Source organism: Flagellimonas crocea (assembly GCF_033441595.1).
Taxonomy (GTDB): domain Bacteria; phylum Bacteroidota; class Bacteroidia; order Flavobacteriales; family Flavobacteriaceae; genus Flagellimonas; species Flagellimonas crocea.
The window spans coordinates 1-23,865 of the sequence record NZ_JAUZVX010000004.1; the positions used below are offsets into that span (position 1 = coordinate 1).

Consider the following 23,865-nt stretch of genomic DNA (forward strand, 5'->3'; position numbering starts at 1 on the left):
CGGGGTGAATTTTCTTCGTGTCATATTCAGTAAATTTAATGATTAAACTTACTGCCCTAATTTTTGGGGTATCTACAAGCAAAGGTCAATTTGGAACTGGAAAAATTGTATAAGGACTTTAAAAATGTTGACTATTACGATGAAAACCCTATTGTCTATCCAAAATTAGACGATTGTTATGACTATCATAAAGTTGAACAAATTATCTATGATTTACGAGTAAGTACGGACCAATTAATATGCTTGTCATACGTGCTGAATTACAAACGGATTAATGGAAAGTACCCTAAAAAAATCAAAATTGACTGTATTGGAAAATACTTAAAAACCCAGACTGAATATTTAGCGGAATATGGTCTATTTAAAAATTTTCTTGAAAAACTAAACCAAGTAAGCAACGCTTACAAACACTCTTTTCTGAATGGACAAACAATGAACTTGAGAGGCAGCTTTGAACCCGTTCTGTTCGCGTTGGATTTGAAATACAACGATAAGTCGGAAAAACCTGTTTTTTATTCAATTAAATTAGTGGGAATAATAAAGGAGTTTGACGAAATGTTTCAGGTACTGAATAATAAATTAAGGGAAAATACAATTGCTGACATTGGCAATAACAAATAGGGCCTAAATTATCAAAATTAAACGCTTTGGCTACGTCGCAGACGGACCCTTACTGCCCTATTGGCCATAGCCGATCCCGTTGGCGGTAATTTTAAAAATGGATATAAAAGATAGGTTTAAATTTATTAATCAAGTTTTTGAGAAACACGTAAACGGAATTGAAACACTAATTGAAAATCATTCTTTTCCTAAGTCAATGTTATGTCTTTACTCAAAAGTTATACAGATTGAATCGCTGAGAAAAATTCTAGAAAAAACTGATAAGAATTTCTATTCTTCACAAGTATTATTGAGAACATTATTGGAGCATTATCTTATTGGATATTATGCTTATTATAAAACATCAACAGAAAAAGACGATTCAATCGGAGAAGCATATTATGACGAATATCTAAAATCTGAAATTATTAAGCGAGAAAACTATTATTTCCAACTCGACAAGATAAAAGATGATTTGAAAGCGGAAAATATAAATGGATACTTATCAAAATATGGAGAAGAATTTACTGATTTAACTCAAGTGGAAATTGACAATATCCATAAAAAGGCATCTCAATTTAGTAACGTAAGAAACGTAATCAAATATCTATTCAATTCAGAAAATCAAACAAAAGAAGAGGGTATACTTCATACAATGCTATTTGACTTTTTAGAAAAATACAATAATCTATCTTCATACGTTCACGGAGGAGTTTCAGCGGAAGTCGAATCATTTAATAAGGATGGCTCAAAAAAAAGGTTGGAAAAAATAGAAGAAAATAAAACGTGGGGAATATCACTAGAAGCGAATTTAAAGTTTTACTTTTTGTTCCTACTTTTTAAAGACAACCCAGACGAAGTACTAAAATTAAATGGATTTTTAAAAAAATAACTTCCGCCAATAAAGATGGCTGTAAGTAATTGCTTGCTCTAGTTTATTTCTGAAAATCCTCGCGGATTCTCAGTTTGGTGTGTACCTGCAAAAGTTACACACTAACCCGCGCAACCAATTATAGCCGAGCTCGATGTGGCGTATTTTGACAACCAATCTGAAAAGAAAAAATGAAAGATTATTTAGAAAAACTTAAGTACGCAAAAACGGAATCCGAAGTCGATGGTATTTTGGACGAAATAGTACCAATTTTGAAAAGTCACGGAGTTTCACCTACTGAAATTATGATATATTTCAAAATGGGTGGAAATGATTTTGATTTTGTTCCAAAAACTCAAGACCACAGAATGACCAATTCGAATGCAGGTAAAGCTCAAATAATTTTACAAAAACTTATGGCTAAACTTAAAAATTAATGGATTCAACAACTGACTGGATTTCTGCTATTTCAAGTTCTATGACAATGCTAATTTCTGGTGGTGTTTTGTGGGTTGCTTATCATCAAATTAAACAAGTCAAAAAACAATTAAAAGGACTATCAGAAAATCAAAAAAATAGCACTTTAATGACTGTTCTTGAACTAGAAAGCGAATTAAACAAGCGGAAAGAAAATTTCGACAAAACAAACTTTGAATTAAGAGAATACAGTCTTGAAGTGGAAAACTCAAAGAAAAAATTGAGTAAAGAACTTTTGGAAATTTACAGAGACAAAATCGATGTCGCAAAAGAAAATTATTTGAATTCTCTCGACCGACTTTCGTATTGTATTTTACACGACTACCTATCTGACAGAGATTGGAGAACTGAGTATCGAGATACTATTTTTGATGCGGTTGATTCATATAAAGAAAACTTTGGAGTTAGTTCAAGATACAGAAATACCATTAAAATATATGATAAATGGAAAAATGAATAAAAACCATTGCCAGAATTGGCTAGTTGAAACCACTTTTTCCCGAAGACTTCTGAAAATATTTGGTGCGTATTTCCAAAGTTAACCTCTAAACCATACTATTACTCATAGCTGAGACCGTTACCAACAAGCCTAAAAAAATGACCGTGATTGATTGATGAGGCTTGCAGGACAAATGTATAGGAAGATATGTTACTCAAGTAATTAACCAGCAGGTGTTTTAGGTAATTTTGTCATCAATCCAAAAACTATGGCCAAAAACGAGCTAGACTGGGAACACTATGAAGCCATCACAAAATACATCTATGCGGCCCTTGGGGCACAGTATGGGATTAAGGTAATAGGTTATGGACGGAAATTTAAAGTTAAAGGGAAATCGGGTGTGCACCATCAAGTAGACGTTCTAACTGAACAATCCAATTGCGAGGGTCAATTACTTACCGCGATTGAATGTAAATATTGGAATAGGAAGGTCAATAAAGATGTTGTCATGAAGCTTTCCAAGATAATGGAGGATTCAGATATAACTAGCGGAATAATTGTTTGTAAGGCAGGGTTTACCCCGGATTCACAAACCTTTGCTGAGCATGAAGGTATAAAACTTGTTGAACTAAGAGAAGCCGAGGAAAATGATGGAGAATTCCAAAAAACGATGGAGATTGGCACTTTGGACATTCATTTCAATATTGAGGTCTTACGCGGGAACGTTACGAGCATTGATTTGGGCAGCTCCATCATTGCTAGTGAAAGGGAAATAATGGCAATGTACTATGCCGAATTGTACGATTTGGAAGTAAGAAAAATACCCTTTGTCAATTATCTGAAGGAATTCTCGGAAGAAATGCAACGCAGAGGTAAACTATTGAGAACCGATACTATAGTTTATCCCGTTAGCTCCCCACTCTTCTTGAAATTGGCTGACAAGGAGGTTTCTGTTGAAAAAATAGCAATCACCGGATTTTTGATGAAAATTGATAGTCAATCCAAAAGATCATTTTCATTGACCGATCAGGTTTGGTTAATTATGAAAGAGTTGTTCAGTACAAGGAAACTAGCTCTTTCGAAGAGTGGGTTGATATGGAACCTACCCTCCACTTGAGGATTAAATGATAAAAAAAATCAAAACCTTAGAGCAATAAAACAATTAATTGCTCCAGCTGAATCAATACCTGATTTACCAAAACTTTGCAATTTTTTCAATAGAAATTAGCCCGGGCTTTATCTTGGATTTCATCAAGAGAAATTAAAACAATTTTGATCATTGAAAAATCATCCCAATATCATGATGCACTTTTAGATAATGCTGCTCCAGTTCCAATTCTGAAATCTCCAATGGTTTTGGCAATCCCCTTTCAATTTCTGGCCTTTGAAACTGTACCTTCCTGTCCTTCCCATCGGCGAACACCACAAACTCCCCCTGTCGCAACCGAAAGAACACCTCGGCCCTTCGTTTAGACACCTCCTTCTCCCCTTCTGTGATCCGTCGTTCCAGATTCAGCCCCGAACTCTTGCTCACGCTGCGTGTCGGTATCTTGACCAATTCAAAGAAACGTTCATAATACTTGGCCGTGTCCGGGTCGTTCACTTTCCCAAAGAACTGATAGGATAGATTGGAAAGGATTGCCTTGCTCGCCTTCTCCCCGTACATCATATCATTTTGAATTTTGTCCTGCAGCACATAAACACTAACGATGTCATAGCTCCTGAGTGTGGCCGGTATTCGATGCATGTTCAATAGCCGTAGGGTCGAGGCTTCTTCCAACAACATAAAGGAAGGTTTACGGTTGCGTTGGCTCATCTGCTTTGTTATCGTGTGGATGATGGTAGCAATCACCGGGGAAAGGGAAGCATCCTTTTGGGGATTGTTCACCAAGGCTATAACAGATGGGTGCTGCTCATTATTAATATCCAAGGAAATCTCATCCTTGGAAAGCACCATGAAAATCTTCCGGGTACTGATCTTTTTAAATCCATTGGCCAGGGTACTGAGCACCCCTGCCGTTTGCCGTTCGGACCCGATACCACTGATAAAGGCATCCGCCATGGCCCGCGAAGTGATGTTCCCTTTTAAAAACTTAATCAAGCTCTTGGTGGCCAATTGTTGGAATACGGCCATAAGATGGGGCAAAGTGCAATAGTGCGGATAATCTGTTTTCAACCGCCAAATCAATCCACTGATCAAACCTTCGGCAGCATCTTTAAAAAAACGGGAAGTACTGTTCTCATCTGAGTCCCGATGTTCCATCAAATTCTCCAATAGTACCCTTGACACCTCATGGACACTTTCCTCATCCCGCAAGTATCGGGGTGCGATGGGATTGACCCTATTATAAATGGGCCCAAAAGAAACAATCTTAAAGGGGATCTGCTCCCCATTCCACAAGGGATAGGCCATTTCGGTGATCTCAAAATCCTTGTAATCGTGGATGACCCCGGAGAAATGCTCCTTTTGAAAATGCTTTAAAAAATTATAGATGACACTCTCCGTCTTACCGCTTCCCGCAGAGGCCATTACCGACACGCCTCGCCGAATGTTCCCCAGCACCAAGGGCCTACCCTTGACCTTCATTTTCACTTCAAAAACTTTGGAAGGTTTCTTATCGTCTTTGTAGTGGTCCACCAAACCATAGATCACCACATGGACAAAAAACAGCGGCAACCAATGGACCAATGACCCCTTTATAAATTCATCCCACCCCCAAAGTAAACCATTGGCCAGAGCCAAAAGAACAATGCCCAAAAACCATATCACAAACCCATATTTAAGAAATCGATTTACCACAACCGAGATTCCTCCACCGATCACCATACCAGATACTATTCCGATCCATCCTAAACTTTCCATATCTATATTATTTATATTCCAATCGATCCCGACTCCAGGGCCTTTCCGATACCTTTTTTGAGTTGCATTAGGGTCTTATACGCCAACTGAGCTTGGTTCGTGGGGATGCTCGGCACCTTGACCCCTGCCTTGAACAACAATTGTTTGGCGGCCTGTTTCTCATTGGAGGGCAAACCCAGAAGGGCCGAAAAGAATTGTTTGGGATCCTTGTCCATAAGGTTTCGGGCATGGTAGGTTTCCACAAAGTTCCTGCGGTACCCGAATTGTTTGTCAAAGGTCTTTTCCGCGGCGCGATAAAATTTATCCCGATCAAAGCCCTGTTTGACCTTTTCCCCATTAAGGGTAGTTTCCGAGGTCCGGAACTTGGATCCTGGGGAGAGGCTATGGGAATTGGTCACATCCTTTCGGCTCACGATGATATGGATATGGCTCTGGTGGCCTTCCTTGGCCATGCCTGGAACAATGCGTTTCCCATTCTGTTTATGGGGTACCTCCATTTCCAGAGCCTTGATTTTTTCCTGAAGTTTGTCCATGTCCCCTTGCTCCCTACCCTCTTTTATGGCCCTGATCTGATGTTGCAGTTCCAAAATCTTACTGGCATAAGCTTGGTTCTCCTTGACCTTTTTGTCCTTTTCGGAATAGGTACGTTCCCTTTCCAGTTTCGCGAAATACAATACCTCATTGACCGTCACCTCTTTGTCCCTATAAAAGGAGGCCGCATAGGTCTTCATGATTTCCCGGGTGTACTCTTTCAGCTTTTCAGGGTCGTTCCCGATATGGTTGAGCTCCACTTGGGATGGACTGACCATGATGGAATAGAACTTGGGATCCCGTTTCGAAAGTTTGGCCGTATTGGCATCGATCTCGGCAATGACCCTTTGCGCATCGATATCATTTTCGGTCTGGTTGAAAAAAAGCTCTTGTTCTTCGGGGGCCTTACCTTCGTTCTCCTTTTCGAGATACTTGACAAAATCACTGGCACTGCCGTAATAGTTATCTCCCAAGTGTTGTCTTGTGATGGCGATGTACATGCTTATAGATTTTTGAGTTTGGTGCGGTACTGTTCAATGGCTCCGGGTTTGAGGTCCACTTTTAGGTGGTCCTTTCCAAAGCGGTTCTTGGTCACGGACACATGATCCAGAACATGCGCAAAATCCTCCTTCAGTTCCACCAATTGCTCTTTTAGTCTTTCATGCACGATCTTGGGCACCGTGGTCTCCTTGTCCAACAGTTCAGGATTGGTGGGGGCATTGATCTCGGTCAGTTGCTTTTCAAAAAACTCAAAGTTCCCTTCCCATTCCTCGCCCTCTTCGGATTCCAGTTCCTGCTGAAAAAGGGCCTGTATCATACTGACCGTGGGCAGGGTCTGCTCTTTTTCGATACTGCGCATAATGGCCACCATGGCATTGAATCGCCGTTTGATCAAATATTTAAGGCTTGCAATGGTCTCGTGCATCCGTTCATCGGGCGATATACCATTATGGTCAAAGAACTCCACCATGGCCAACAAGGTCATGGAATGGGACTTTCCTTGCCGTTTGGAAAAGCTCCGAAATTTCATGGCCACCGAGATTTTGATCCTCAGTCCCGCAAACGTCTCTTTTTCGTATCCTTTATCCATTTTTTCAACAAAAATTCCTTGGTTCTACTGGGCTAGGCCCATTTTTTCAACAAAAACCGAATGCCCCAAGTTTTATAGAATGTCCAAGCCCCCTATAAACAGGGCCTTGCGGAGCAATCCTAATCGGTAGCGCTGCGCCAGCACGCTATCCTCTTGCTTCTCCTTTTTGCGCCAAAGGCCCAAAAAGCATCGCACAAACCATCTTAAAAAGACAGCCGTCCCTTTTCATATTTTACCCTATGGAGCACGGACTTTTGGAAAGTCAGATCAAGTTGGGTTGCCGTGCAAACTTTGCTACGATGTAGCATCTTAAATATACCCACATTCCTTCAGGCACAAAAATGCGTTCTGCGGGCAAATGGCATCATTTGCCCGCAGCAAATATGAAACGTCCATTTTTGGGTTTCCACAACGTCGGGAGTTCCACGGGAACGCCAAAAAAAAGACCCTTTTTCAAGGGTCTTGTTCCCGTCAGTCCTCCGATGGAACAGTATTGGTCTGTTCCCTGTAATACTCATACCGAAATATCCAGAGATTGACCACCAGGGAGTAGGTTTTGTCCACCGTGGCATCCGCTGTCTTTTTGACAACGCTTTTCTTTGGATGTTTCTTTGCAGGGATTTCCAATGACTTTTTTACAATTGCTTTCATAATACATGATTTTAGATTATTAATTATTTGAGGGCATCCCCGCACTTCCCAAAAATTTCAGCTCAAAAGGAAACGGAATAAGGAGTGAGGTACGAACGGTTTATGCCGTAGTCTTTTGATGGGAACATTTTTGAAGGGCGAACTTGCGGTCAAATAAGGGATAGGTATACTTTGGGGTTGCCCAATACTTTGCAAACAAGAATTTCCCAAATTGGTTTTTGGGTGTTCGACCCACCTAAAAACCAACCATGAACCCATAAAAAAAGCCCATCGTGATGGATGGGCTTCGATGGTGTGTTTTGGCATTCACATATTGAATACGAAATCATAACTGTAGAGATTTCGCATTGCCTCTTCTTCCAAGAGGGTATCATAGTCCTTATCATGCGTTTCTGCAAATTGGAGCAATTCGGTCCCGGAACGGCTTTCCACATCTTCTTTGGATACGGAAAGCAAACGTTCCTGGGTCTCGCTATCAAGGTTGGTAAAGTTCAAATAGACCATTATTCAAAACTTTGATAGTTCATTGCTCACAGATCATATAGGCTTGGATCGAACCCATCGGGGTAATACCTTGGGTCATATTGTTCTTCCAACCATTTTTCAAATTCCATCATTTCTGTATTCGCTGTATTCGCTTCCATGACCATTGGATTAAAGAATTCCATTATCAGCAAAACTGTAATACCTACCATCAGGCGCAAGGATGATATGGTCCAAAACCTTGACATCAAAAAGCTGTGCCGCCTCTTTGATCTTTTGGGTCAATTGTTTATCCTGATAACTGGCCTTGAGTTGTCCAGAAGGATGGTTATGGGCGAGGATGATCCCCACGGAAAGGGTCTTTAGGGTAATGGCAAAAAGGATGCGCAGATCTACCAAGGTACCTGTGATGCCCCCATGGGATAGTGGATAAATGCCCTTTACCTTGTTGGACTGGTTGAGCAGCACGATCTTAAAGGTCTCGTGCAGGCCTATGGTCTTGTTGTCCCAATTTTGGAACAATAGATTCGCCACCTCATTGGAGTTCGTCACGGACAGGGATTTCAGCGTGCTGAGTTTTTCCCGATAACTGATCTGTATTTCATTGACACGGTGTTCCATTTCAAATGTGTTAAGGATGAAAAAGAAAGGGATGCCCAAAAGTTGGACACCCCCTATCCATTCTATTCGGTGGTATTGTTATCACCACCACCCAAAAGCAGAATCTCACTGGCCACCACTTCGGTCACATATTTTTTATTGCCCTCTTTGTCCTCATAGGATCGGGAGGTCAATTTCCCTTCGATGGCAACTTCCTTGCCCTTGGTCACGAAGCCTTCGATGATGTCCGCTAATTTCCCCCATGCGATGATGGTGTGCCATTCGGTATTGGTCACCCGTTCCCCTTCGGAGTTCTTGTAATGTTCGTTGGTGGCCATGGTGAACCGTGCCACACGTTTGCCTTTGTCAAGGTCTGTGATGGTAGGGTCTTGCCCCACGTTTCCAATAAGTTGCACTTTGTTTCTCAATGTACTCATGATAAAAAGTTTTAAAGGCCTGCCGTCCTCCAGTATGGACAGATCAGCAAACAGGGTTAAAAATTTCCCCTCTATTTTTTTGGTCATTGTTTCCCAAATTTTAAGGGGCGTTTGTTTGCTTCTTACGTGCGTAGCACAATAAAAGAAGGGGGTTCTGTCAAGGCTTTTGGACTGAAATCGGGAGGCTCCGCGACGTAGCAAAACCTTAAGGTTTTCAAGGAAGTGGAAACCCTATTTATGGACAAAACCTGCCTTGGCCTTGACAGGTTCGATAAGGGCCTTAGGAATTCCATCCGACCCATTGGCAAGGGAGCGTACGGGAAGTTAAGCGAGTGCAGGCGATGGTGTCCTGATAGGAAGTCCTTGGGCACTGCCCTGTTTTTCGATGCCCCGAAAAACAACGAGGGCTTCTTTTATTATGGACCCCTTAAAATTTGTTGGGCGGACGGACGGATTTGCGGCCTTTCCCGGCAAAGCCCCAAGAAGGGTTTGCTAAGGAAGGGCGCACCAAAGATCCGTTTGGACGGCTTCCGTTTTGACCAAATGAAGTTTCATCAAACATTACGACAATAAGGGAACAAACGTATTGGAGTTACCCTACGACCGGATTATTTTTCATCTACAGTGATAAGCATTTCGTAATTGTTCGGATACGGTTTTTTATGCCCGGAAGCTTTCATATTGTCTCATAAGTCCTGTCGCCGTTTCTCGAAGAATCAGACCCCTAACCTTCCTGAAGTCCCCTCCAATACACGGACAGTTGTTTGGGTGACACAACCTGCGAAGCCTCTCATGTACAATTTTATTGAAGGTCTTGGCGAACCATGGGGCTGCCAACAACGGCTGAAATATAAGTTAGCCCAAAAAATGGTTCCTCTTTGAAACTAAGTGTTCCACTTCATCCGCTGAAGTCGAACAGCATTCAATATTGCCAATAAGGCAACCCCCACATCAGCAAAAACTGCTTCCCACATCGTGGCTAGGCCTCCCGCTCCAAGGATGAGCACAAATGCCTTCACGCCAAAAGCGAGCCCAATATTTTGCCAAACTATCTTTCGGGTGGAGCGTCCTATTTTAATGGCTCGTGCCATCTTGCTCGGTTGGTCGGTCTGAATGATGACATCTGCTGTTTCAATGGCCACATCACTACCCAAGCCTCCCATGGCAATGCCCACATCGCTGATGGCCAGAACGGGCGCATCATTAATGCCATCGCCCATAAAGGCCACTTTGGTGTCTGATTGTTTTTTGAGTTCTTCGACTTCGCCGAGCTTATCTTCTGGCAACAGGCCGCCCTTTGCCCAATCAAAGTTCAACTTTTTCGAGACTTGTTGCGTTATGGAATCTTTGTCACCCGAAAGCATTATGATTTTCGAAATCCCGGCATCCCTGATTTGTTGGATGGCTTGATGGGCATCTTCCTTGAGTTCATCTGCAATGGTAACATAGCCTGCAAATTTTTCATCAATGGCCAACATTACAATAGAATCTACAATATCATCGGTTTCTGAAGGTACATCAATGTTGTTTGAGGCCATTAGGGCTTTATTGCCCACCAGCACTGTTTTCCCATTGACCGTTCCCCTTAATCCCTTTCCTGCAACTTCCGATACATCGGTTGCCTTTATATCCGTGCCTTCGGCTTTGTATTCCAAAATTGCTTTTGCTATGGGATGGGTAGATTGTTCCTCCATGGCCATCAGGTATTTCATAAACTTGGCTTCCTCAAATTGCGCGGTCTTGATCTCCTTGATTTTAAAAACCCCTTTGGTAACGGTTCCCGTTTTGTCCATCACTACCGTGTTCACTTTGGTGATTGCTTCCAAAAAAGATGCACCTTTGAAAAGAATCCCATTTCGGGATGCCGCTCCCAGACCACCAAAATAGCCGAGCGGAATGGAAATGACCAAGGCACAGGGACAGGAAACCACTAGGAATATTAATGCGCGATAGAGCCAATCCCTAAATACATAGTCATTTAGAAAAAAGTAGGGCAAGAACGTTAATCCAATGGCAAGGAAAACCACAATGGGCGTATAAATTCTTGCAAATCTTCTAATGAACAGTTCTGTCTTTGATTTTCTGGCTGTAGCGTTTTGTACCATATCCAAGATTCGAGTGATGGAACTGTCCTTGAATTCTTTGGAGGTTTCTACATCGATAACACCCTCGAGATTAATACTTCCGGCATAGACTTTTTCGTCTCTATTTATCGTATCGGGCTTACTTTCGCCAGTAATTGCCGCCGTATTGAGGGAAGCTCTTTCGGATAAGAGAATGCCGTCCAAGGGGATTTTCTCACCCACACGTACTTGTATCCTTTCGCCAATCTCGACGGTTTGGGGATTTACGGTAACGAAATTCCCGTTACGAAGCACCAAAGCTTCGTCCGGTCGCGCATCCAAAAGGGCCTTAATATTTCCCTTTGCCCGATTGACTGCTGCATTTTGGAACAGTTCGCCCACGGCGTAAAACAACATTACGGCCACGCCCTCTGGGTATTCGCCTATGGCAAAGGCTCCTAGAGTGGCAAGGGACATCAGGAAAAATTCAGTAAAGAAATCACCATGCTTTATACTGTTCCAACCTTCTTTGATGACAGGAAAACCAACAGGCAAATAGGCAAGGGTGTACCATGCGATCCTTATCCAGCCCTTGAAAAACGGAAAAGCATCAAAATAGTCCACTGCTATGCCGATGATAAGCATTACAAAACTGAAAATGGCCGGTAAATAGGTCTTGAATTTAGATACACCTTCAGGACCGTCATGGTTATGGCCACTTTCGTGTCCGTGTTCGCCCTGGCGTTCCTTTGAACCAAGATCACGTAGTTTTACTTTTTTCTTTTTCATAGACGGTAAGGTCGTTATTTGTTTCATGCAACGGAAGTGCAATTATTGCCCGCTGCATTTGTCGCAGATTCCCTTAATGACCAAATTGGCATTTTCTGCCACATACCCATCAGGTAGATTGATATGGGGAATCTTATGCTCAGTGAGACAGACCGTTTCATCACAGTTATCGCAATGAAAGTGCAAGTGCAGATCTTGTTCCATTTCACAATTGCAACCTGGTTCGCACAGGGCATACTTTGAAATATTGGTGCCATCATCTATTTGGTGCACAATGCGTTTTTCCTCAAAGGTCTTCAGGGTCCGGTACAATGTGGTTCTGTCCGCTTTTGAGAAAGCGTTCTCCATATCGGTCAGGGCAATGGCCACTTCCTTTTCAGCCAAATATTTATAGATCAAAATACGCATCGCCGTTGGGCGTACACCTTTGTTTTCCAATGTTTTTTCAATTTCTGTCATCATATTGTAATTTTATCAATGGCTATGTCCCGCATCCCCTTTTTTCATTTGGGCCATTAAATAGTAGGCATTGTTGTATGCAAATGTAGTATTTGGCCCAACGGAATCTACAAAATCGATGGCGACCCAATCCCCGTCATTTGGGCCTGTGTTAATTTCGACAGGTTTGAAGCTCCAGTCATTGCCTTCACGCTCCGCTTTAAAAATATACTTCTTTCCCTCGTTCGAACTTATTGCACTTTCAGGCACCGCAACGGTCTCGGATTTTTGGATTTCAATCCGTCCTTCAACATACATCCCTGGAATCAGCTGCCCTTCCTTGTTCTCGATTTCAGCATGGACGTGTATCGCTTTGGGATTTTGCTCGAAAGTTTTCCCTACGGAATAAATTTTCGCAGTAAGTTCCTTTCCGGGAATGGATTGTACATTGAAGGATACTTGCTGCCCTACCTTTACTTTGTACACATCCTTTTCAAACACCATTAAATCGGCATGGACGTGATGGGTGTCAACGATTTCAAATAGGTCGGTCTGCGGTTCTACGTACTGTCCGGTTTTGACCGCTACGTTTTGGACAAATCCCTCAATGGGACTTCGCAATGCCACCCGTTGGTAAATCGTACCGTTTCTCACCCCGGACGCACCAATGTTCAATTGTTGCAACTGTGCTTCCAATCCCTTTGCCAGGCTTTGGGAGGCCCGGTATTCCGCTTCGGCCTTTTGAAAGTTGGCCCCGCTGCCCACCCCGGCATCATACAGGGTTTTTTGTCTTTCAAATTCCTTTTTCAGAAACTGGCTGTTACTGTAGGCGTTCAGGTAATCGGTCTGTTTCTGGATGATATTGGGGTGGGACAAATAGGCGACCGTTTGTCCCTTTTTTACTTTGTCGCCTTCAATGACCTCTATGGACACCACATTGGCACCCACGACCGTAGTAATGGTCGCTTCGTTCTGTGGTGGGACCTCCAGTTGGCCATTGGCCTCCACATATTGCTTCATAACACGTGGGGCAACGGTATCGATTTTCATGTTAAGGTTGCGGAATTGCGTTTCCGTTAGCATGGCTTCCTTGACTTCACCTTCTTTGTGCATTTCACCCACTTCAGGATTTTTTTGCTTTGCTTCCTCAGTATCGGCTTTGGAATTCCCACAGGAAGTAAGAACCAAGAGCATCGTCACGAGCCCGATAACGCTATATTTAAAAAGATTGTTCATTTGTCTATTGTTTAAAATATTGTAATTCAAATACTGATTCTAGATAGTTGTCAAGAGCGTCAAGTGCATCCGTTTCCGTGTTTATGGCATCCCGAATAATCTGTGTGAACGCTGCATAGTCCACCGCACCCTCCGCGTAGGCCAACAATGCTCCCCTGCGCTGCTCTTGGGCAAGCGGCAAGGCCTTGTCCCTATAAAATTGCCACGATGCGCTCCATTTCTGATAGGCTTGCACCGCCTGCCGATATTCGGATTGCAGCTGGCGTTTGGTATAATCCGCATTGGTCTTTGCGATTTCACTTTCAATTTTGGCGGCCTTGGCTTGACTACGCTGTCCACCTGAAAACAAAGGAACCGAAATGCCGGCTTGATAGGTGTAGAACCCGCTATCACCATTGACCTGTTGCAGTCCGCCCTGAAGGTTGAACTTAGGCAGCAAGTCAGCCCGTGCTGCATCGTATGTCGCCTCGGCCTCCTCGATGCGCCTTTGTGAAAGTTCCAGCTCTGGGTGTTTTCCCAAATCCCCTTCCCATCCCAAAACCGTTACCGCACTTTCATCAAGTTTTTCTGGAACGGAATAGTAGATGTCCGAAACCAACCAAAGATTGAGCTTTTGCAGGGCAATGGCATAATCACTTTCGGCCTGTTGCAGTTGATTGTTGATTTGTAAGGCCTGATTTGTGGCCGATGAATATTCCAGCCGGGAAATGGCCTCTACCTTGAAGTTGAGTTCTATTGCTCTTTTAAACTGTGAATAAATGGAATCCAGTTCACGGTACAGTTCAAATTTCTGTCGTTGTCGATAGGCTTCTGACCAAGCCTTTTTGACCTCCTGTTCCACTTGCAGTTCGGAAAGGTCAAGAGCTGTCTCGGCCAAAGCGATGCGTTGTCTCTGCAAACGCCTTTTTGCACTGATGCCCAACAGGTCGATATTCTGTTGTCCAACCCCAACCAAGGTATAAATTCCTTGTCCGTCCGCAATTTCTTCGCCACCTGTGAAGACTTGGGTATTGCCAAGTTCGTAAGCCATACCTTTTAAGGCGGTTTGTTTTTGGACCTCCCATTGTTTCGCTTTCAACAGCGGGTAGTTTTTCCTGGAAACTTCCACCGCCTCTTCCAATGAAATAGCGGGCAGTGAATCATTAGGCTGGATCTGCCGTGCATTTTCAAAACCTTCTTGCGCATGCATTTTGGCAGGCAGTGCGGTGGCGAACAAAAGAAGGACCATGACCACAGGGGTAACCCATTTCGGGTCGGGTTTCCTCATCCGTTCCGAACGTCCCTCGACCCATTGGTAAAAGATGGGTAGGATAAAGAGGGTCAAGAGGGTCGAAGTTATCAAGCCACCAATGACCACGGTGGCCAAAGGTCGCTGTACCTCTGCCCCGGCCGAAGCCGAAACGGCCATGGGAAGAAACCCTAAAATATCCGTAAAGGCCGTGAGCATAATGGGACGAATCCGTCTTTTGGTGCCTTCTATAATTCTACCTTTAAGATTGGTCACGCCTTCTTCCTTCAGTTCATTGAGACCACTTATCATGACGAGTCCGTTCAGAACGGCCACGCCAAAAAGCACGATAAAGCCGACCCCCGCGGAAATACTAAAGGGCATATCCCTTAACCAGAGGGCGAACACACCGCCAATAGTGGCCATCGGAATGGCGAGGTAGATCATCAAGGTCTGTGGAAAGGACTTTAGCGCAAAATAAATCAATATGAAAATCAGGAACAAGGCAATAGGGACAACAGTTTGCAATCTATTGCTGGCGCGTTCCAGATTTTCGAAAGCACCACCATACCGAATGTAATATCCTGTGGGCAGGTCAAACTGGGCATCCAATTTTTCTTGGATATCCTCTACAACGGATTTTACATCACGGTCGCGAATATTGATGCCCACATAGGTCCGCCTATTGGTATTGTCACGGCTTATCTGCATCGGGCCGGGTTCATAACTTACCTCGGCAATTTCCCGTAATGGGATTTGCGAACCATTGGGCAGGTTGATGAACAGGTTCTGGATGTCCTCGATGCCTTGCCGGTTTTCCTTTTGAAGTCTTACGACCAGGTCAAACCGTTTTTCACCCTCGAAGATTACGCCCGCCTTTCCTCCTGCAAAGGCGGCCTGTACCACTTTATTGAGCTGTTCGATCTTTAGACCGTACTGTGCCAATTTATTGCGGTTATAGTCAATGGTGATTTGTGGCAGGCCGTCCGTGGCCTCAACTTTCATATCTGCCACACCGGGAACGGTGGCAATGATTTCCCCCATTTCCTCGGCCTTGCTTGCCAATATGCCGAGGTCTTCCCCGAACAATTTAATGGCCACATCCTCACGAACACCCGTAAGCAATTCGTTGAAGCGCATTTCTATAGGTTGGGTAAACTCAAAATTCACACCGGGAACGATACTGATGGCCTCCTTCATTTTTTCCACCAATTCATCCTTGCTTTCTGCAGATGTCCATTCACCCGTTGGTTTGAGGATAACGAAGACATCGGCGATATCCATGGGCATCGGGTCCGTTGGTACATCGGCGACACCGATACGGCTGAGAACGGTTTCCGCTTCGGGAAATTCGGCCTTCACGATACGTTCAATCTTTGTCGTGGTTTCGATGGTTTCCGACAGGGAACTGCCGGGTTTCAAGATCGCGTGAAAGGCAATATCACCTTCGTCCAATTGCGGGATAAACTCACCGCCCATTCTCGTAAAGACGAAAATGGCAATGGCAAAAATGGCAATGGCAATGCTTACGACCACTTTGGCCTTGGAAAGTGATTTGGTCAACAACGGTTCATATTTCTGCTCAATCCAATGCACGAACCTATCGCCATAGGATTGTTTTTTGGATTTTGGCGGCCGTAGGAACAATGCCGAAACCATGGGCACATAGGTAAGACACAATAGCATGGCCCCGATCATGGCGAAAATGAAGGTAAGGGCCATGGGCCGGAACATTTTCCCTTCGACACCCTCCAAGGCCAAAATGGGCAGGAACACGATCAGAATGATCAGCTGGCCAAAGAAAGCGGCGTTCATCATTTTTTTGGAGGCCTTGGCGGCGATGTCATCCCGTGTTTCTGCACTAACGCCATTCTTTTTGACCACATAGGAGTACATTAAAAAAACGGTGCCCTCTACGATGATCACCGCACCATCCACAATGATTCCAAAATCGATTGCCCCCAAGCTCATCAAGTTTGCCCATACGTCAAAAACATTCATCAGAATAAAGGCAAACAATAGGGATAAGGGTATGGTCGAAGCCACAATGAGTCCGCCACGCCAATTTCCCAATAACAAGACCAACACGAAGATCACGATAAGCCCACCTTCCAAAAGGTTCCCCGTTACCGTGCCTGTTGTCTCGGCGATCAATTCGCTACGGTCAAGGAAAGGTTTGATGGACACCCCTTCAGGAAGGGACCGTTGTATCTGTTCCACACGTCGGGTCACGTTCTCGATCACCTCGTTGGAATTTGCCCCTTTGAGCATCAAGATCATTCCGCCCACGGCTTCGCCCTTTCCATCTTTGGTAAGCGCACCATAGCGTACCGCACTTCCCATGCTTACCTTACCTATATCCTTCACTTTGATGGGAATGCCATTAACGGCCTTGACCACCATGTTTTCAATATCCGATATGGTCCTGGCCAGCCCTTCACCACGAATGAAGTTGGCTTGGTGGTTACGCTCGATGTAGGCCCCACCTGTATTCTGGTTGTTGTTTTCAAGGGCCGAGAACACTTCTGTAATGGTAATACCAATGGCGCGAAGTTCGTCCGGGTCAACCGCCACTTCGTATTGCTTTTTGTTTCCGCCAAAGGCGTTTACCTCGACCACGCCGGGTACCATGGCCATCTGTCTCCGTACAATCCAGTCCTGCATCGTTCGCAGTTCCGTTGCCGAATATTCACCTTGATGTTCATCATCTACTTCAAGGGTATATTGGTAGATTTCACCCAATCCCGTTGAAATTGGCCCCATAACGGGTTTGCCAAAGCCAGAAGGGATCTGTTCCTGAACCTCGGGCAGTTTTTCGGCTACAAGTTGTCTGGGCAAATAAGTGCCCACCTCATCGTCAAATACAATGGTCACCACAGAAAGCCCAAAACGGGAAACAGAGCGGATTTCCTTGACATTGGGTAGGTTGCTCATCGCAACTTCCACGGGATAGGTTACAAATTGTTCTATATCCTCCGTTCCCAGGTTGGGTGATTGGGTAATGACCTGTACTTGATTATTGGTGATATCCGGTACGGCATCGATGGGAACTTGGGTCATGCTATAAACGCCCGCACCAATCAATGCGAGGGTCAGCAGACCTATAATAAATTTGTTATTGATTGAAAAATCAATGATTCTGTTGATCATGGACAAGGGTATTGATTCAGTTTATATTCTTACTGGGCGCATTGATGAAAAGCAACGCACGATATTGACGTAACCATGAAAAAGTCACGTCAAAACAGGATAGTTTTATCCTATAAAAACTGGATCATGCCCGAGGGGGCTGTAAAAGAGAAGGTGGAATATCCTTGCCGAGGTCATCAAAATGGGCAAAGAATTCGTCTGGGATTTCTGGCTGGTACGGTTCAAATGCGACAAGCCCAAAATCTATGGTGTGAACGTGGCAACAATGACATTGACAGAAAGGCGAGCAAAGTTCACAATCGTCACCTTGGTCGCCGTCAGAATCGACTACCGAAACAGTTTGGCAATCGTCAGAGGCATTCCCTGAATCACTACAAGGCACCACGTTGAGCGCCAAGAAGTATATTGTTAATATGATTGTCAAAAATTTCACGGGGCAAAGATAAAAAAATCCAAGTGCAACTCTATTGCAAAGAATGGTTCTTAAAAGGAACTCTTTTTGGACCAATAAAAAGTAGTTCCAAACTTCATTATTGGAGTTTTCCCCCTAAAATATCAGGTCATTACTAGAGTATGAAAAAAGTGACATCGGCAACGGCCTTATGCCGTCCCTTTCCCGAGAAATATTTTCCGGGTTTATCTTTGCGCAGTATTGATCGGAATACGTCCTTACTCGCTTTTATTTGGCCAATAGCGCTCCCGATCCCACTTGTCTCGGGTCAGGTTTCAAGGGTTGTTTGACGGTCGTAACCACCTCCAGACTGAAATGTCCGAACTCCTCGGTCACAGTTCCGTGGCATAAATAGATGCCCTTTCCGTGAATGGGAGTGGATGCCATCGTTTGGGGGAAGTGTACACAATCAAAAAAGTGGCCTTCCAGATCGAGCATGGTGGTAAAGCGCATGGTGTCCCCTTTGGACGTGGTGTTCAAACGGGTATGTACCAGGGAACCATAGATCCAAATCTTTTGATTGACTTGGGCCCCAAAATCACTGGCGGTCAATCGGCTCCTTACCTTGCCATCCATGAGTTCGTAATATCCACATAACGGAAAGCCCAAGAGTTCCATTTGGTCATAGGCATCCTCATTGGGATGGGAAGGTAAATTCGGCAATGTAAAATGCCTGTGATTGGGTTTAAACAGCTGTTTCTGGACAGTTTCCTTTCGATGGGCCTTGGTCTTGAACACGGCCTGCCAAAGCAGTTGTTTCTTGGGCACGTCAAAGACACGAAAGGCATCGATACGCACCAAGATGGTCAACTGTTCAAGGGCAATGGGGATACGGTCGATAAAATCATCAAAATCCCTGAATTTGCCGTGGAGCTGCCTTTCGTTCAAAATGCGTTGGATGACCAAACGTTCCAAACTCCGAAGTTGTCCCAGTCCCAAATAGATGTGTTTCCCATAGATAGCATTGACATGGTCACTGCGGTTGATACAGGGCGGATGGATAATTCCTCCCCACATTTTAGCCTCATGGACATAGAGTTCCGTATCATAGAACCCTCCCCCATTGTTGAGCACAGCCACCATAAACTCCAGAGGGAAGTAGCATTTCAGATATAGGCTCTGGTAGCTCTCCACGGCATAGGAAGCCGAATGTCCCTTGGCAAAGGCATAGCCCGCAAAACTCTCGATCTGTTCCCAGACCATTTGGGTCAGGGCAGCATCGTGACCCCTTTGCTTGCAGTTTTCAAAAAACTTCAACCTGACCGCCTGGAACTCTTCCCGGGAACGGAATTTTCCGCTCATCCCCCGTCTCAGGACATCGGCTTCCCCAAGGTCCAATCCTGCAAAGAGGTGTGCCACTTTGAGCACATCCTCCTGATAGACCATGATGCCATGGGTCTCCGGCATGATTTCCAACAGGATGGGATTGGCTTCCTTGCGTCGTTCCGGTTCACGTTCCCTTCGGATGTATTCATCCTTCATTCCAGAGGAGGACACCCCGGGACGGATCACGGAGCTGGCCGCCACCAGTCCCAAATAGTCATGGGTCCGCAATTTCTTCATCAGACCCCGCATGGCCGGGGATTCCACATAATAGGCCCCAATGGCCCTCCCTTGGCTCAACAGTCGGTTGATGTTGACATCCTGCTTCATCGCCTCCACGCTCTTGATGTCCCAAAGCACGGCATCCGGTTGGTTGCACTTGATGACTTCCACTGCCTCCTTGATCTTGGCCAATCCCCGTTGCCCTAGAATATCAAACTTGAACAGGCCCACATCCTCGGCAATGACCATATCGAACTGTACCGTCGGGAACCCTTTGGGTGGTAGTGTCGTGGCCGAATAATAATGCTCAGAACGGTCCAGGATCAGGATGCCCGAGGAATGCACACTGATGTAATTGGGCATCCCATGGATATAGGTGGCGTATTTGAGCACCAATCGGGCCAGTTCGTCCAAGGCTCCCTGCTCGTACCGACCCGAACTAAGCTTATCGATTTCCTCGGTGGGCAGGCCGAACACCTTGCCCAGTTCCCGAACGGCAGCCCGGTACTTAAAGGTGTTATAGGTGCCCAATAGGGCCACATGTCCGAAACGCTTGAAGATATAGGCCGTGACATCATCCCGGTCCCAAGTGGAGAAATCAATGTCAAAATCCGGGGGCGAGGCTCGAAAGGGATTGATGAACCGTTCGAAATAGAGGTCCAGTTCAATGGGATCCACATCGGTGATCCCAATAAGGTAGGCCACCAGACTGTTGGCCCCACTTCCCCTACCCACATAGGGATAACCCTTGGACTTGGCATATGAGACGATATCATGGTTGATCAAAAAGTAGGACACAAAATCCAGCTCCTGGATGGTACGCAGTTCTCGGAACATACGTTCCCTGACCTTTTTGGTCGGATGGGCATAGCGTCGGGGCAGTCCTTCCAAGGCCAGTTCCCGCAATCGTTCCACATCCATGGCCTTGGATGCTAAAAAACGGGACTGGTTTTGGGAAACCCGTTCACTTCCAAACCCAAAGGCAATTGTACAGGAGTCCATTAGCCGCTGTGTGTTCTCCAAAATATGGGGAACATCGGCCAAAGCCCTTTTCAATTCCTCCATGGGCCGAAGGGTATCGGTGGGTCTGGCCTCCTCAGACTGGGGGAGTTTGCTCAATAGTGTGTTCAAGCCTATGGCCCGAAGTAACCGATGGGTATTGAAATCCTTTTTGCTACGAAAGCTCACGGGCTGTAACAACACCAATCTGTCGGTATAATCCCGATACTTGGAGAACCGTAATTTCCGGAGCTCTTCCACGGATACCCCAATGTACTCATAAGCCCGGAAGTCCGTTCGTTCCTCTTCCTGTATCTTCTCGAAAGGATAGATGACATGGACATGTTCAAATATTGGAGCCACGGAGGGAATGGATGTTCCCTTATGCAAATGTTCAGAAAGAAAGGCATTGATTTCCCGAAACCCCTCATTGTTTTGTGCCAGGCCCACAAACTCCTGTACGTTACCGTTCCGAAAATCGATGCCCAGAATGGGACGTATTCCCTGCTCATGGGCCAGTCGCACAAAGTTCATCCCTGCCGAACTGTTGTTGATATCGGTCAGGGCCAAGGTTTCCACCCCATGGGAACAGGCCAACTCCAAGAGCTCCGTTTCGGAAAGCACCCCGTAGTTCAAGGAATAATAGGTATGGCAGTTCAAGTACATGCTATTGTTGTCTATGGGCCAATAAGATGGGTGGTTGTCCGTCAAAGGGGTTTCCGCCTCTTCCTATACTATGGGCCCCCATGGCCGAGGCCCGCATCAAACTGGATTCCCCAAATCGATTCCGTACACGATCCATGGCCTGATAGAGGTTGAGCAGTTTTTCGTCATCCGCGAACAGGTCGATCTGGTAATGCCCCCCTACGATATGACTGTAGTTGACACCCACGAGTCGGATGAGCATCCTTCGGTCATAAAGGGAGGTAAAGAGTTCCTTCACCAAGGGTACCAACACATGGTCCGCAGAAGTATAGGGAACCCGTTTCTGCTTGGTGTAGGTCTTGAAATCACTGTACCGGATCTTCACACTCACACAGCCCGTCATCTTATTGGCCCTTCGGAGTTGGTAGGCCAGGTTCTCCGCCATGGCGAACAAGGTGGTCTCCAGTTTGACCATATCGGTGGTATCCTTTCCATAGGTACGTTCCGTAGAAATGGACTTCCGTTCATGAAACGGGAGCAAGGGGGAATTGTCCAGCCCCTGGGCCCGCATCCAGATGGTCCGTCCATGCAACCCAAAGGCGCTTTCCAGCATCTCCAAGGGCAGTTGCTGTACGGTCTGTATGGTAGTCACCCCCATATTGGACAAAAGCCCATAGGTTTTCTCCCCCACGGAGGGCAGTTTACGAATGTGTAAAGGCGCCAGGAACTCTTTCTCCAGTCCAAGATCGATCTTCATCTGGTTGTTGGGCTTGGCCTCCCCGGTGGCCACTTTGGAGACCACCTTGTTCTGGGAGAGTCCAAAGGAAATAGGCAATCCCGTTTCCCTCAAGATCCGTTGTCGAATTTCCGAGGCGTATTTGTAACAGCCAAAGAAACGGTCCATCCCGGAAAGGTCGGCATAGAACTCGTCCACACTGGCCTTTTCAAAGACCGGGACACTCTCCTTGATAATCTCGGTCACATTGTCCGAGAACTTCATATAGGTCCCTGCATTGCCCTTAATCACAGTGGCCTCCGGACACAACCTCCGGGCCACTTTCATGGGCATCCCTGAATGCACCCCAAAACGCCGGGTCTCATAGCTACAGGCCGCGACCACCCCTCTGTCCCCCAACCCACCGACCAAGAGGGGCCGCTTCATCAGACGGCTGTCCAGTAGTCGTTCACAGGAGACGAAGAAGGTATCCAGATCGATATGGAGAATGGTGGGTTTCATAAAATGTTGGATTTATTCCTATAATTTGGAAAATATCCAAATGTACGGAAAGAAACAACCCGTTTCAAAACTTTAACAATTTTGCCTATCTTAATACGGCATAATTCAACCTCAACATGTGTTACTCGACCAGACAGACCCGGGAACGGAAGGAGCTGGAAAAACTCCTTTCTGTCAAGGCCATGTACGGTGACCTGGACACCGACCTGGAACTCATTTATTTCCACGCCAACGGCTGGAGCCATCCTGTGATGTGGACTTTGGGCCAGGAAGAGCCCTACAATATGCTCCCTGCGATGTGGGGCATCATGCCCCCAAAGGAAAAGCAGGAAAATTACACGGAGTATTTCAAGAACCCAAAAACCTTTGGGGGACTGAATGCCAAATCCGAAAAGCTCTTTGACCACTTCGTGTACCGGTACTGTTGGGAGCACCAACGCTGTATCATTCCCGTGGACGGATTCTTCGAACCACACAATACGAAAGTGAAAGTCAAGGGAAAGGATTTTAAAGTTCCGTTTTATTTCCATAGAAAGAACGGCGACCCCATATACCTAGCGGGCATCTATACCAACACGGCCGATGGACGGAGGACCTTTGCCGTACTCACCAAGGACGCCACCCCCATGTTCGAGGAAATCCACAATGAAAAGAAAAGGCGACCCGTCATCATTGATGATGAAAACTTGGATGCTTGGTTACATAACGGCAACAATAAATCAGATGTTCAAGATCTTATCGATGACGATCTATGGGAAGGTGATCTGGAAGCCTATCCCGTCACCAAGGACCTCTATAGTAGAAGTGTGGATTCCAACTATCCGGGCATCATTGAAAAAGTGGACTACGAAGAGGTGTCCATACCCTATTGACCTTTCCTTTTGACCATGTTCATGGGTACGGACAGGGAATATCCCCCATTAAGGGTTCGCTAGCCCCGGAAGTGCAAGATCTTCAACGGTCAACCCAGACAGATGTACTTATATTTCATGAAAAATATATAAAAATCATCGTTTTTCACGCCAAGTAATTGTTTTTCATG

At 45.3% G+C, this 23,865-nt stretch carries 21 protein-coding genes; 7 read left to right on the forward strand and 14 right to left on the reverse strand.

Annotation, left to right across the window (positions count from 1 at the left end; translation table 11 throughout):
- Positions 1–63: 63 nt before the first annotated feature.
- The 5 genes from SD449_RS13325 to SD449_RS13345 all read left to right on the forward strand — a co-directional run bounded on the left by SD449_RS13325 (position 64) and on the right by SD449_RS13345 (position 3,504).
- On the forward strand, positions 64–621 hold the full coding sequence (locus SD449_RS13325) for a hypothetical protein (RefSeq protein WP_318311248.1): 558 nt from the start codon (positions 64–66) through the stop codon (positions 619–621).
- 97 nt (positions 622–718) lie between these two features.
- The gene (locus SD449_RS13330) at positions 719–1,492 is read left to right on the forward strand and encodes a hypothetical protein (RefSeq protein WP_318311250.1); all 774 of its coding nucleotides are present in this window, start codon (positions 719–721) and stop codon (positions 1,490–1,492) included.
- A 170-nt stretch (positions 1,493–1,662) separates the two neighbouring features.
- Positions 1,663–1,908, forward strand: a complete 246-nt coding sequence (locus SD449_RS13335; RefSeq protein WP_318311252.1) for a hypothetical protein — start codon at positions 1,663–1,665, stop codon at positions 1,906–1,908.
- Positions 1,908–2,408: a hypothetical protein gene (locus SD449_RS13340; RefSeq protein ID WP_318311254.1), complete on the forward strand. Its 501-nt coding sequence runs from the start codon at positions 1,908–1,910 to the stop codon at positions 2,406–2,408. Before SD449_RS13335 ends, SD449_RS13340 begins: the two co-directional genes overlap by 1 nt.
- 247 nt (positions 2,409–2,655) lie before the next feature.
- Complete coding sequence (locus SD449_RS13345; RefSeq protein ID WP_318311255.1) at positions 2,656–3,504, forward strand: restriction endonuclease; 849 nt, start codon at positions 2,656–2,658, stop codon at positions 3,502–3,504.
- Positions 3,505–3,663: 159 nt separating this feature from the next.
- Here the strand turns inward: SD449_RS13345 and SD449_RS13350 are convergent, their stop codons facing one another.
- The 7 genes from SD449_RS13350 to SD449_RS13380 form a co-directional block, all read right to left on the reverse strand.
- On the reverse strand, positions 3,664–5,250 hold the full coding sequence (locus tag SD449_RS13350; protein WP_318311256.1) for a type IV secretory system conjugative DNA transfer family protein: 1,587 nt from the start codon (positions 5,248–5,250) through the stop codon (positions 3,664–3,666).
- An 11-nt stretch (positions 5,251–5,261) separates the two neighbouring features.
- Positions 5,262–6,281, reverse strand: a complete 1,020-nt coding sequence (gene mobB, locus SD449_RS13355) for a MobB family relaxase (RefSeq protein ID WP_318311258.1) — start codon at positions 6,279–6,281, stop codon at positions 5,262–5,264.
- Positions 6,282–6,283: 2 nt separating this feature from the next.
- The gene (locus SD449_RS13360; protein ID WP_318311260.1) at positions 6,284–6,871 is read right to left on the reverse strand and encodes a BfmA/BtgA family mobilization protein; all 588 of its coding nucleotides are present in this window, start codon (positions 6,869–6,871) and stop codon (positions 6,284–6,286) included.
- Positions 6,872–7,342: 471 nt separating this feature from the next.
- Positions 7,343–7,522: a hypothetical protein gene (locus SD449_RS13365; RefSeq protein ID WP_067036202.1), complete on the reverse strand. Its 180-nt coding sequence runs from the start codon at positions 7,520–7,522 to the stop codon at positions 7,343–7,345.
- A gap of 306 nt (positions 7,523–7,828) precedes the next feature.
- Positions 7,829–8,026 (reverse strand): hypothetical protein, encoded by a 198-nt coding sequence (locus tag SD449_RS13370; protein ID WP_090294768.1) that lies wholly within the window; start codon positions 8,024–8,026, stop codon positions 7,829–7,831.
- Between the two features lie 150 nt (positions 8,027–8,176).
- Entirely contained in the window at positions 8,177–8,626 is a 450-nt protein-coding gene (locus SD449_RS13375) for a JAB domain-containing protein (RefSeq protein ID WP_119618872.1), read from the reverse strand.
- 62 nt (positions 8,627–8,688) lie between these two features.
- Entirely contained in the window at positions 8,689–9,042 is a 354-nt protein-coding gene (locus SD449_RS13380) for a single-stranded DNA-binding protein (protein ID WP_036385938.1), read from the reverse strand.
- Between the two features lie 237 nt (positions 9,043–9,279).
- Between SD449_RS13380 and SD449_RS13385 the strand changes: the two genes are divergently transcribed.
- Positions 9,280–9,615 carry a hypothetical protein gene (locus tag SD449_RS13385; protein ID WP_036379050.1) on the forward strand — a complete coding sequence of 112 codons (336 nt, stop codon included), beginning with the start codon at positions 9,280–9,282 and terminating at the stop codon, positions 9,613–9,615.
- Between the two features lie 311 nt (positions 9,616–9,926).
- Here the strand turns inward: SD449_RS13385 and SD449_RS13390 are convergent, their stop codons facing one another.
- The 7 genes from SD449_RS13390 to dinB form a co-directional block, all read right to left on the reverse strand.
- On the reverse strand, positions 9,927–11,894 hold the full coding sequence (locus tag SD449_RS13390) for a heavy metal translocating P-type ATPase (protein ID WP_119646828.1): 1,968 nt from the start codon (positions 11,892–11,894) through the stop codon (positions 9,927–9,929).
- A gap of 42 nt (positions 11,895–11,936) precedes the next feature.
- Positions 11,937–12,353, reverse strand: coding sequence for a Fur family transcriptional regulator (locus tag SD449_RS13395; protein WP_067036187.1), 417 nt, complete (start codon positions 12,351–12,353; stop codon positions 11,937–11,939).
- Between the two features lie 15 nt (positions 12,354–12,368).
- Positions 12,369–13,568, reverse strand: a complete 1,200-nt coding sequence (locus SD449_RS13400; RefSeq protein WP_318311265.1) for an efflux RND transporter periplasmic adaptor subunit — start codon at positions 13,566–13,568, stop codon at positions 12,369–12,371.
- Between the two features lie 4 nt (positions 13,569–13,572).
- Positions 13,573–17,946, reverse strand: coding sequence for a CusA/CzcA family heavy metal efflux RND transporter (locus SD449_RS13405; RefSeq protein ID WP_318311267.1), 4,374 nt, complete (start codon positions 17,944–17,946; stop codon positions 13,573–13,575).
- A gap of 124 nt (positions 17,947–18,070) precedes the next feature.
- The gene (locus tag SD449_RS13410; RefSeq protein ID WP_081894468.1) at positions 18,071–18,379 is read right to left on the reverse strand and encodes a DUF6660 family protein; all 309 of its coding nucleotides are present in this window, start codon (positions 18,377–18,379) and stop codon (positions 18,071–18,073) included.
- A gap of 246 nt (positions 18,380–18,625) precedes the next feature.
- The gene (locus tag SD449_RS13415; RefSeq protein WP_318311268.1) at positions 18,626–21,607 is read right to left on the reverse strand and encodes a DNA polymerase III subunit alpha; all 2,982 of its coding nucleotides are present in this window, start codon (positions 21,605–21,607) and stop codon (positions 18,626–18,628) included.
- A 1-nt stretch (position 21,608) separates the two neighbouring features.
- Positions 21,609–22,823, reverse strand: a complete 1,215-nt coding sequence (gene dinB / locus SD449_RS13420) for a DNA polymerase IV (protein WP_036379060.1) — start codon at positions 22,821–22,823, stop codon at positions 21,609–21,611.
- Between the two features lie 116 nt (positions 22,824–22,939).
- On the opposite strand from dinB, the gene SD449_RS13425 reads away from it, so the two are divergent.
- Entirely contained in the window at positions 22,940–23,695 is a 756-nt protein-coding gene (locus SD449_RS13425) for an SOS response-associated peptidase (RefSeq protein WP_036379062.1), read from the forward strand.
- Positions 23,696–23,865: the final 170 nt, after the last annotated feature.

What these genes read in the sequence shown, in the direction of transcription:
- SD449_RS13395 (WP_067036187.1), bottom strand. Translation starts at nt 12,353, where the DNA reads ATGACAGAAATTGAAAAAACATTGGAAAACAAAGGTGTACGCCCAACG.
- mobB (WP_318311258.1), bottom strand. Translation starts at nt 6,281, where the DNA reads ATGTACATCGCCATCACAAGACAACACTTGGGAGATAACTATTACGGC.
- SD449_RS13415 (WP_318311268.1), bottom strand. Translation starts at nt 21,607, where the DNA reads ATGTACTTGAACTGCCATACCTATTATTCCTTGAACTACGGGGTGCTT.
- SD449_RS13405 (WP_318311267.1), bottom strand. Translation starts at nt 17,946, where the DNA reads ATGATCAACAGAATCATTGATTTTTCAATCAATAACAAATTTATTATA.
- SD449_RS13350 (WP_318311256.1), bottom strand. Translation starts at nt 5,250, where the DNA reads ATGGAAAGTTTAGGATGGATCGGAATAGTATCTGGTATGGTGATCGGT.
- SD449_RS13370 (WP_090294768.1), bottom strand. Translation starts at nt 8,026, where the DNA reads ATGGTCTATTTGAACTTTACCAACCTTGATAGCGAGACCCAGGAACGT.
- SD449_RS13390 (WP_119646828.1), bottom strand. Translation starts at nt 11,894, where the DNA reads ATGAAAAAGAAAAAAGTAAAACTACGTGATCTTGGTTCAAAGGAACGC.
- SD449_RS13385 (WP_036379050.1), top strand. Translation starts at nt 9,280, where the DNA reads ATGGACAAAACCTGCCTTGGCCTTGACAGGTTCGATAAGGGCCTTAGG.
- SD449_RS13380 (WP_036385938.1), bottom strand. Translation starts at nt 9,042, where the DNA reads ATGAGTACATTGAGAAACAAAGTGCAACTTATTGGAAACGTGGGGCAA.
- SD449_RS13330 (WP_318311250.1), top strand. Translation starts at nt 719, where the DNA reads ATGGATATAAAAGATAGGTTTAAATTTATTAATCAAGTTTTTGAGAAA.
- dinB (WP_036379060.1), bottom strand. Translation starts at nt 22,823, where the DNA reads ATGAAACCCACCATTCTCCATATCGATCTGGATACCTTCTTCGTCTCC.
- SD449_RS13340 (WP_318311254.1), top strand. Translation starts at nt 1,908, where the DNA reads ATGGATTCAACAACTGACTGGATTTCTGCTATTTCAAGTTCTATGACA.
- SD449_RS13400 (WP_318311265.1), bottom strand. Translation starts at nt 13,568, where the DNA reads ATGAACAATCTTTTTAAATATAGCGTTATCGGGCTCGTGACGATGCTC.
- SD449_RS13425 (WP_036379062.1), top strand. Translation starts at nt 22,940, where the DNA reads ATGTGTTACTCGACCAGACAGACCCGGGAACGGAAGGAGCTGGAAAAA.
- SD449_RS13375 (WP_119618872.1), bottom strand. Translation starts at nt 8,626, where the DNA reads ATGGAACACCGTGTCAATGAAATACAGATCAGTTATCGGGAAAAACTC.
- SD449_RS13360 (WP_318311260.1), bottom strand. Translation starts at nt 6,871, where the DNA reads ATGGATAAAGGATACGAAAAAGAGACGTTTGCGGGACTGAGGATCAAA.
- SD449_RS13365 (WP_067036202.1), bottom strand. Translation starts at nt 7,522, where the DNA reads ATGAAAGCAATTGTAAAAAAGTCATTGGAAATCCCTGCAAAGAAACAT.
- SD449_RS13345 (WP_318311255.1), top strand. Translation starts at nt 2,656, where the DNA reads ATGGCCAAAAACGAGCTAGACTGGGAACACTATGAAGCCATCACAAAA.
- SD449_RS13335 (WP_318311252.1), top strand. Translation starts at nt 1,663, where the DNA reads ATGAAAGATTATTTAGAAAAACTTAAGTACGCAAAAACGGAATCCGAA.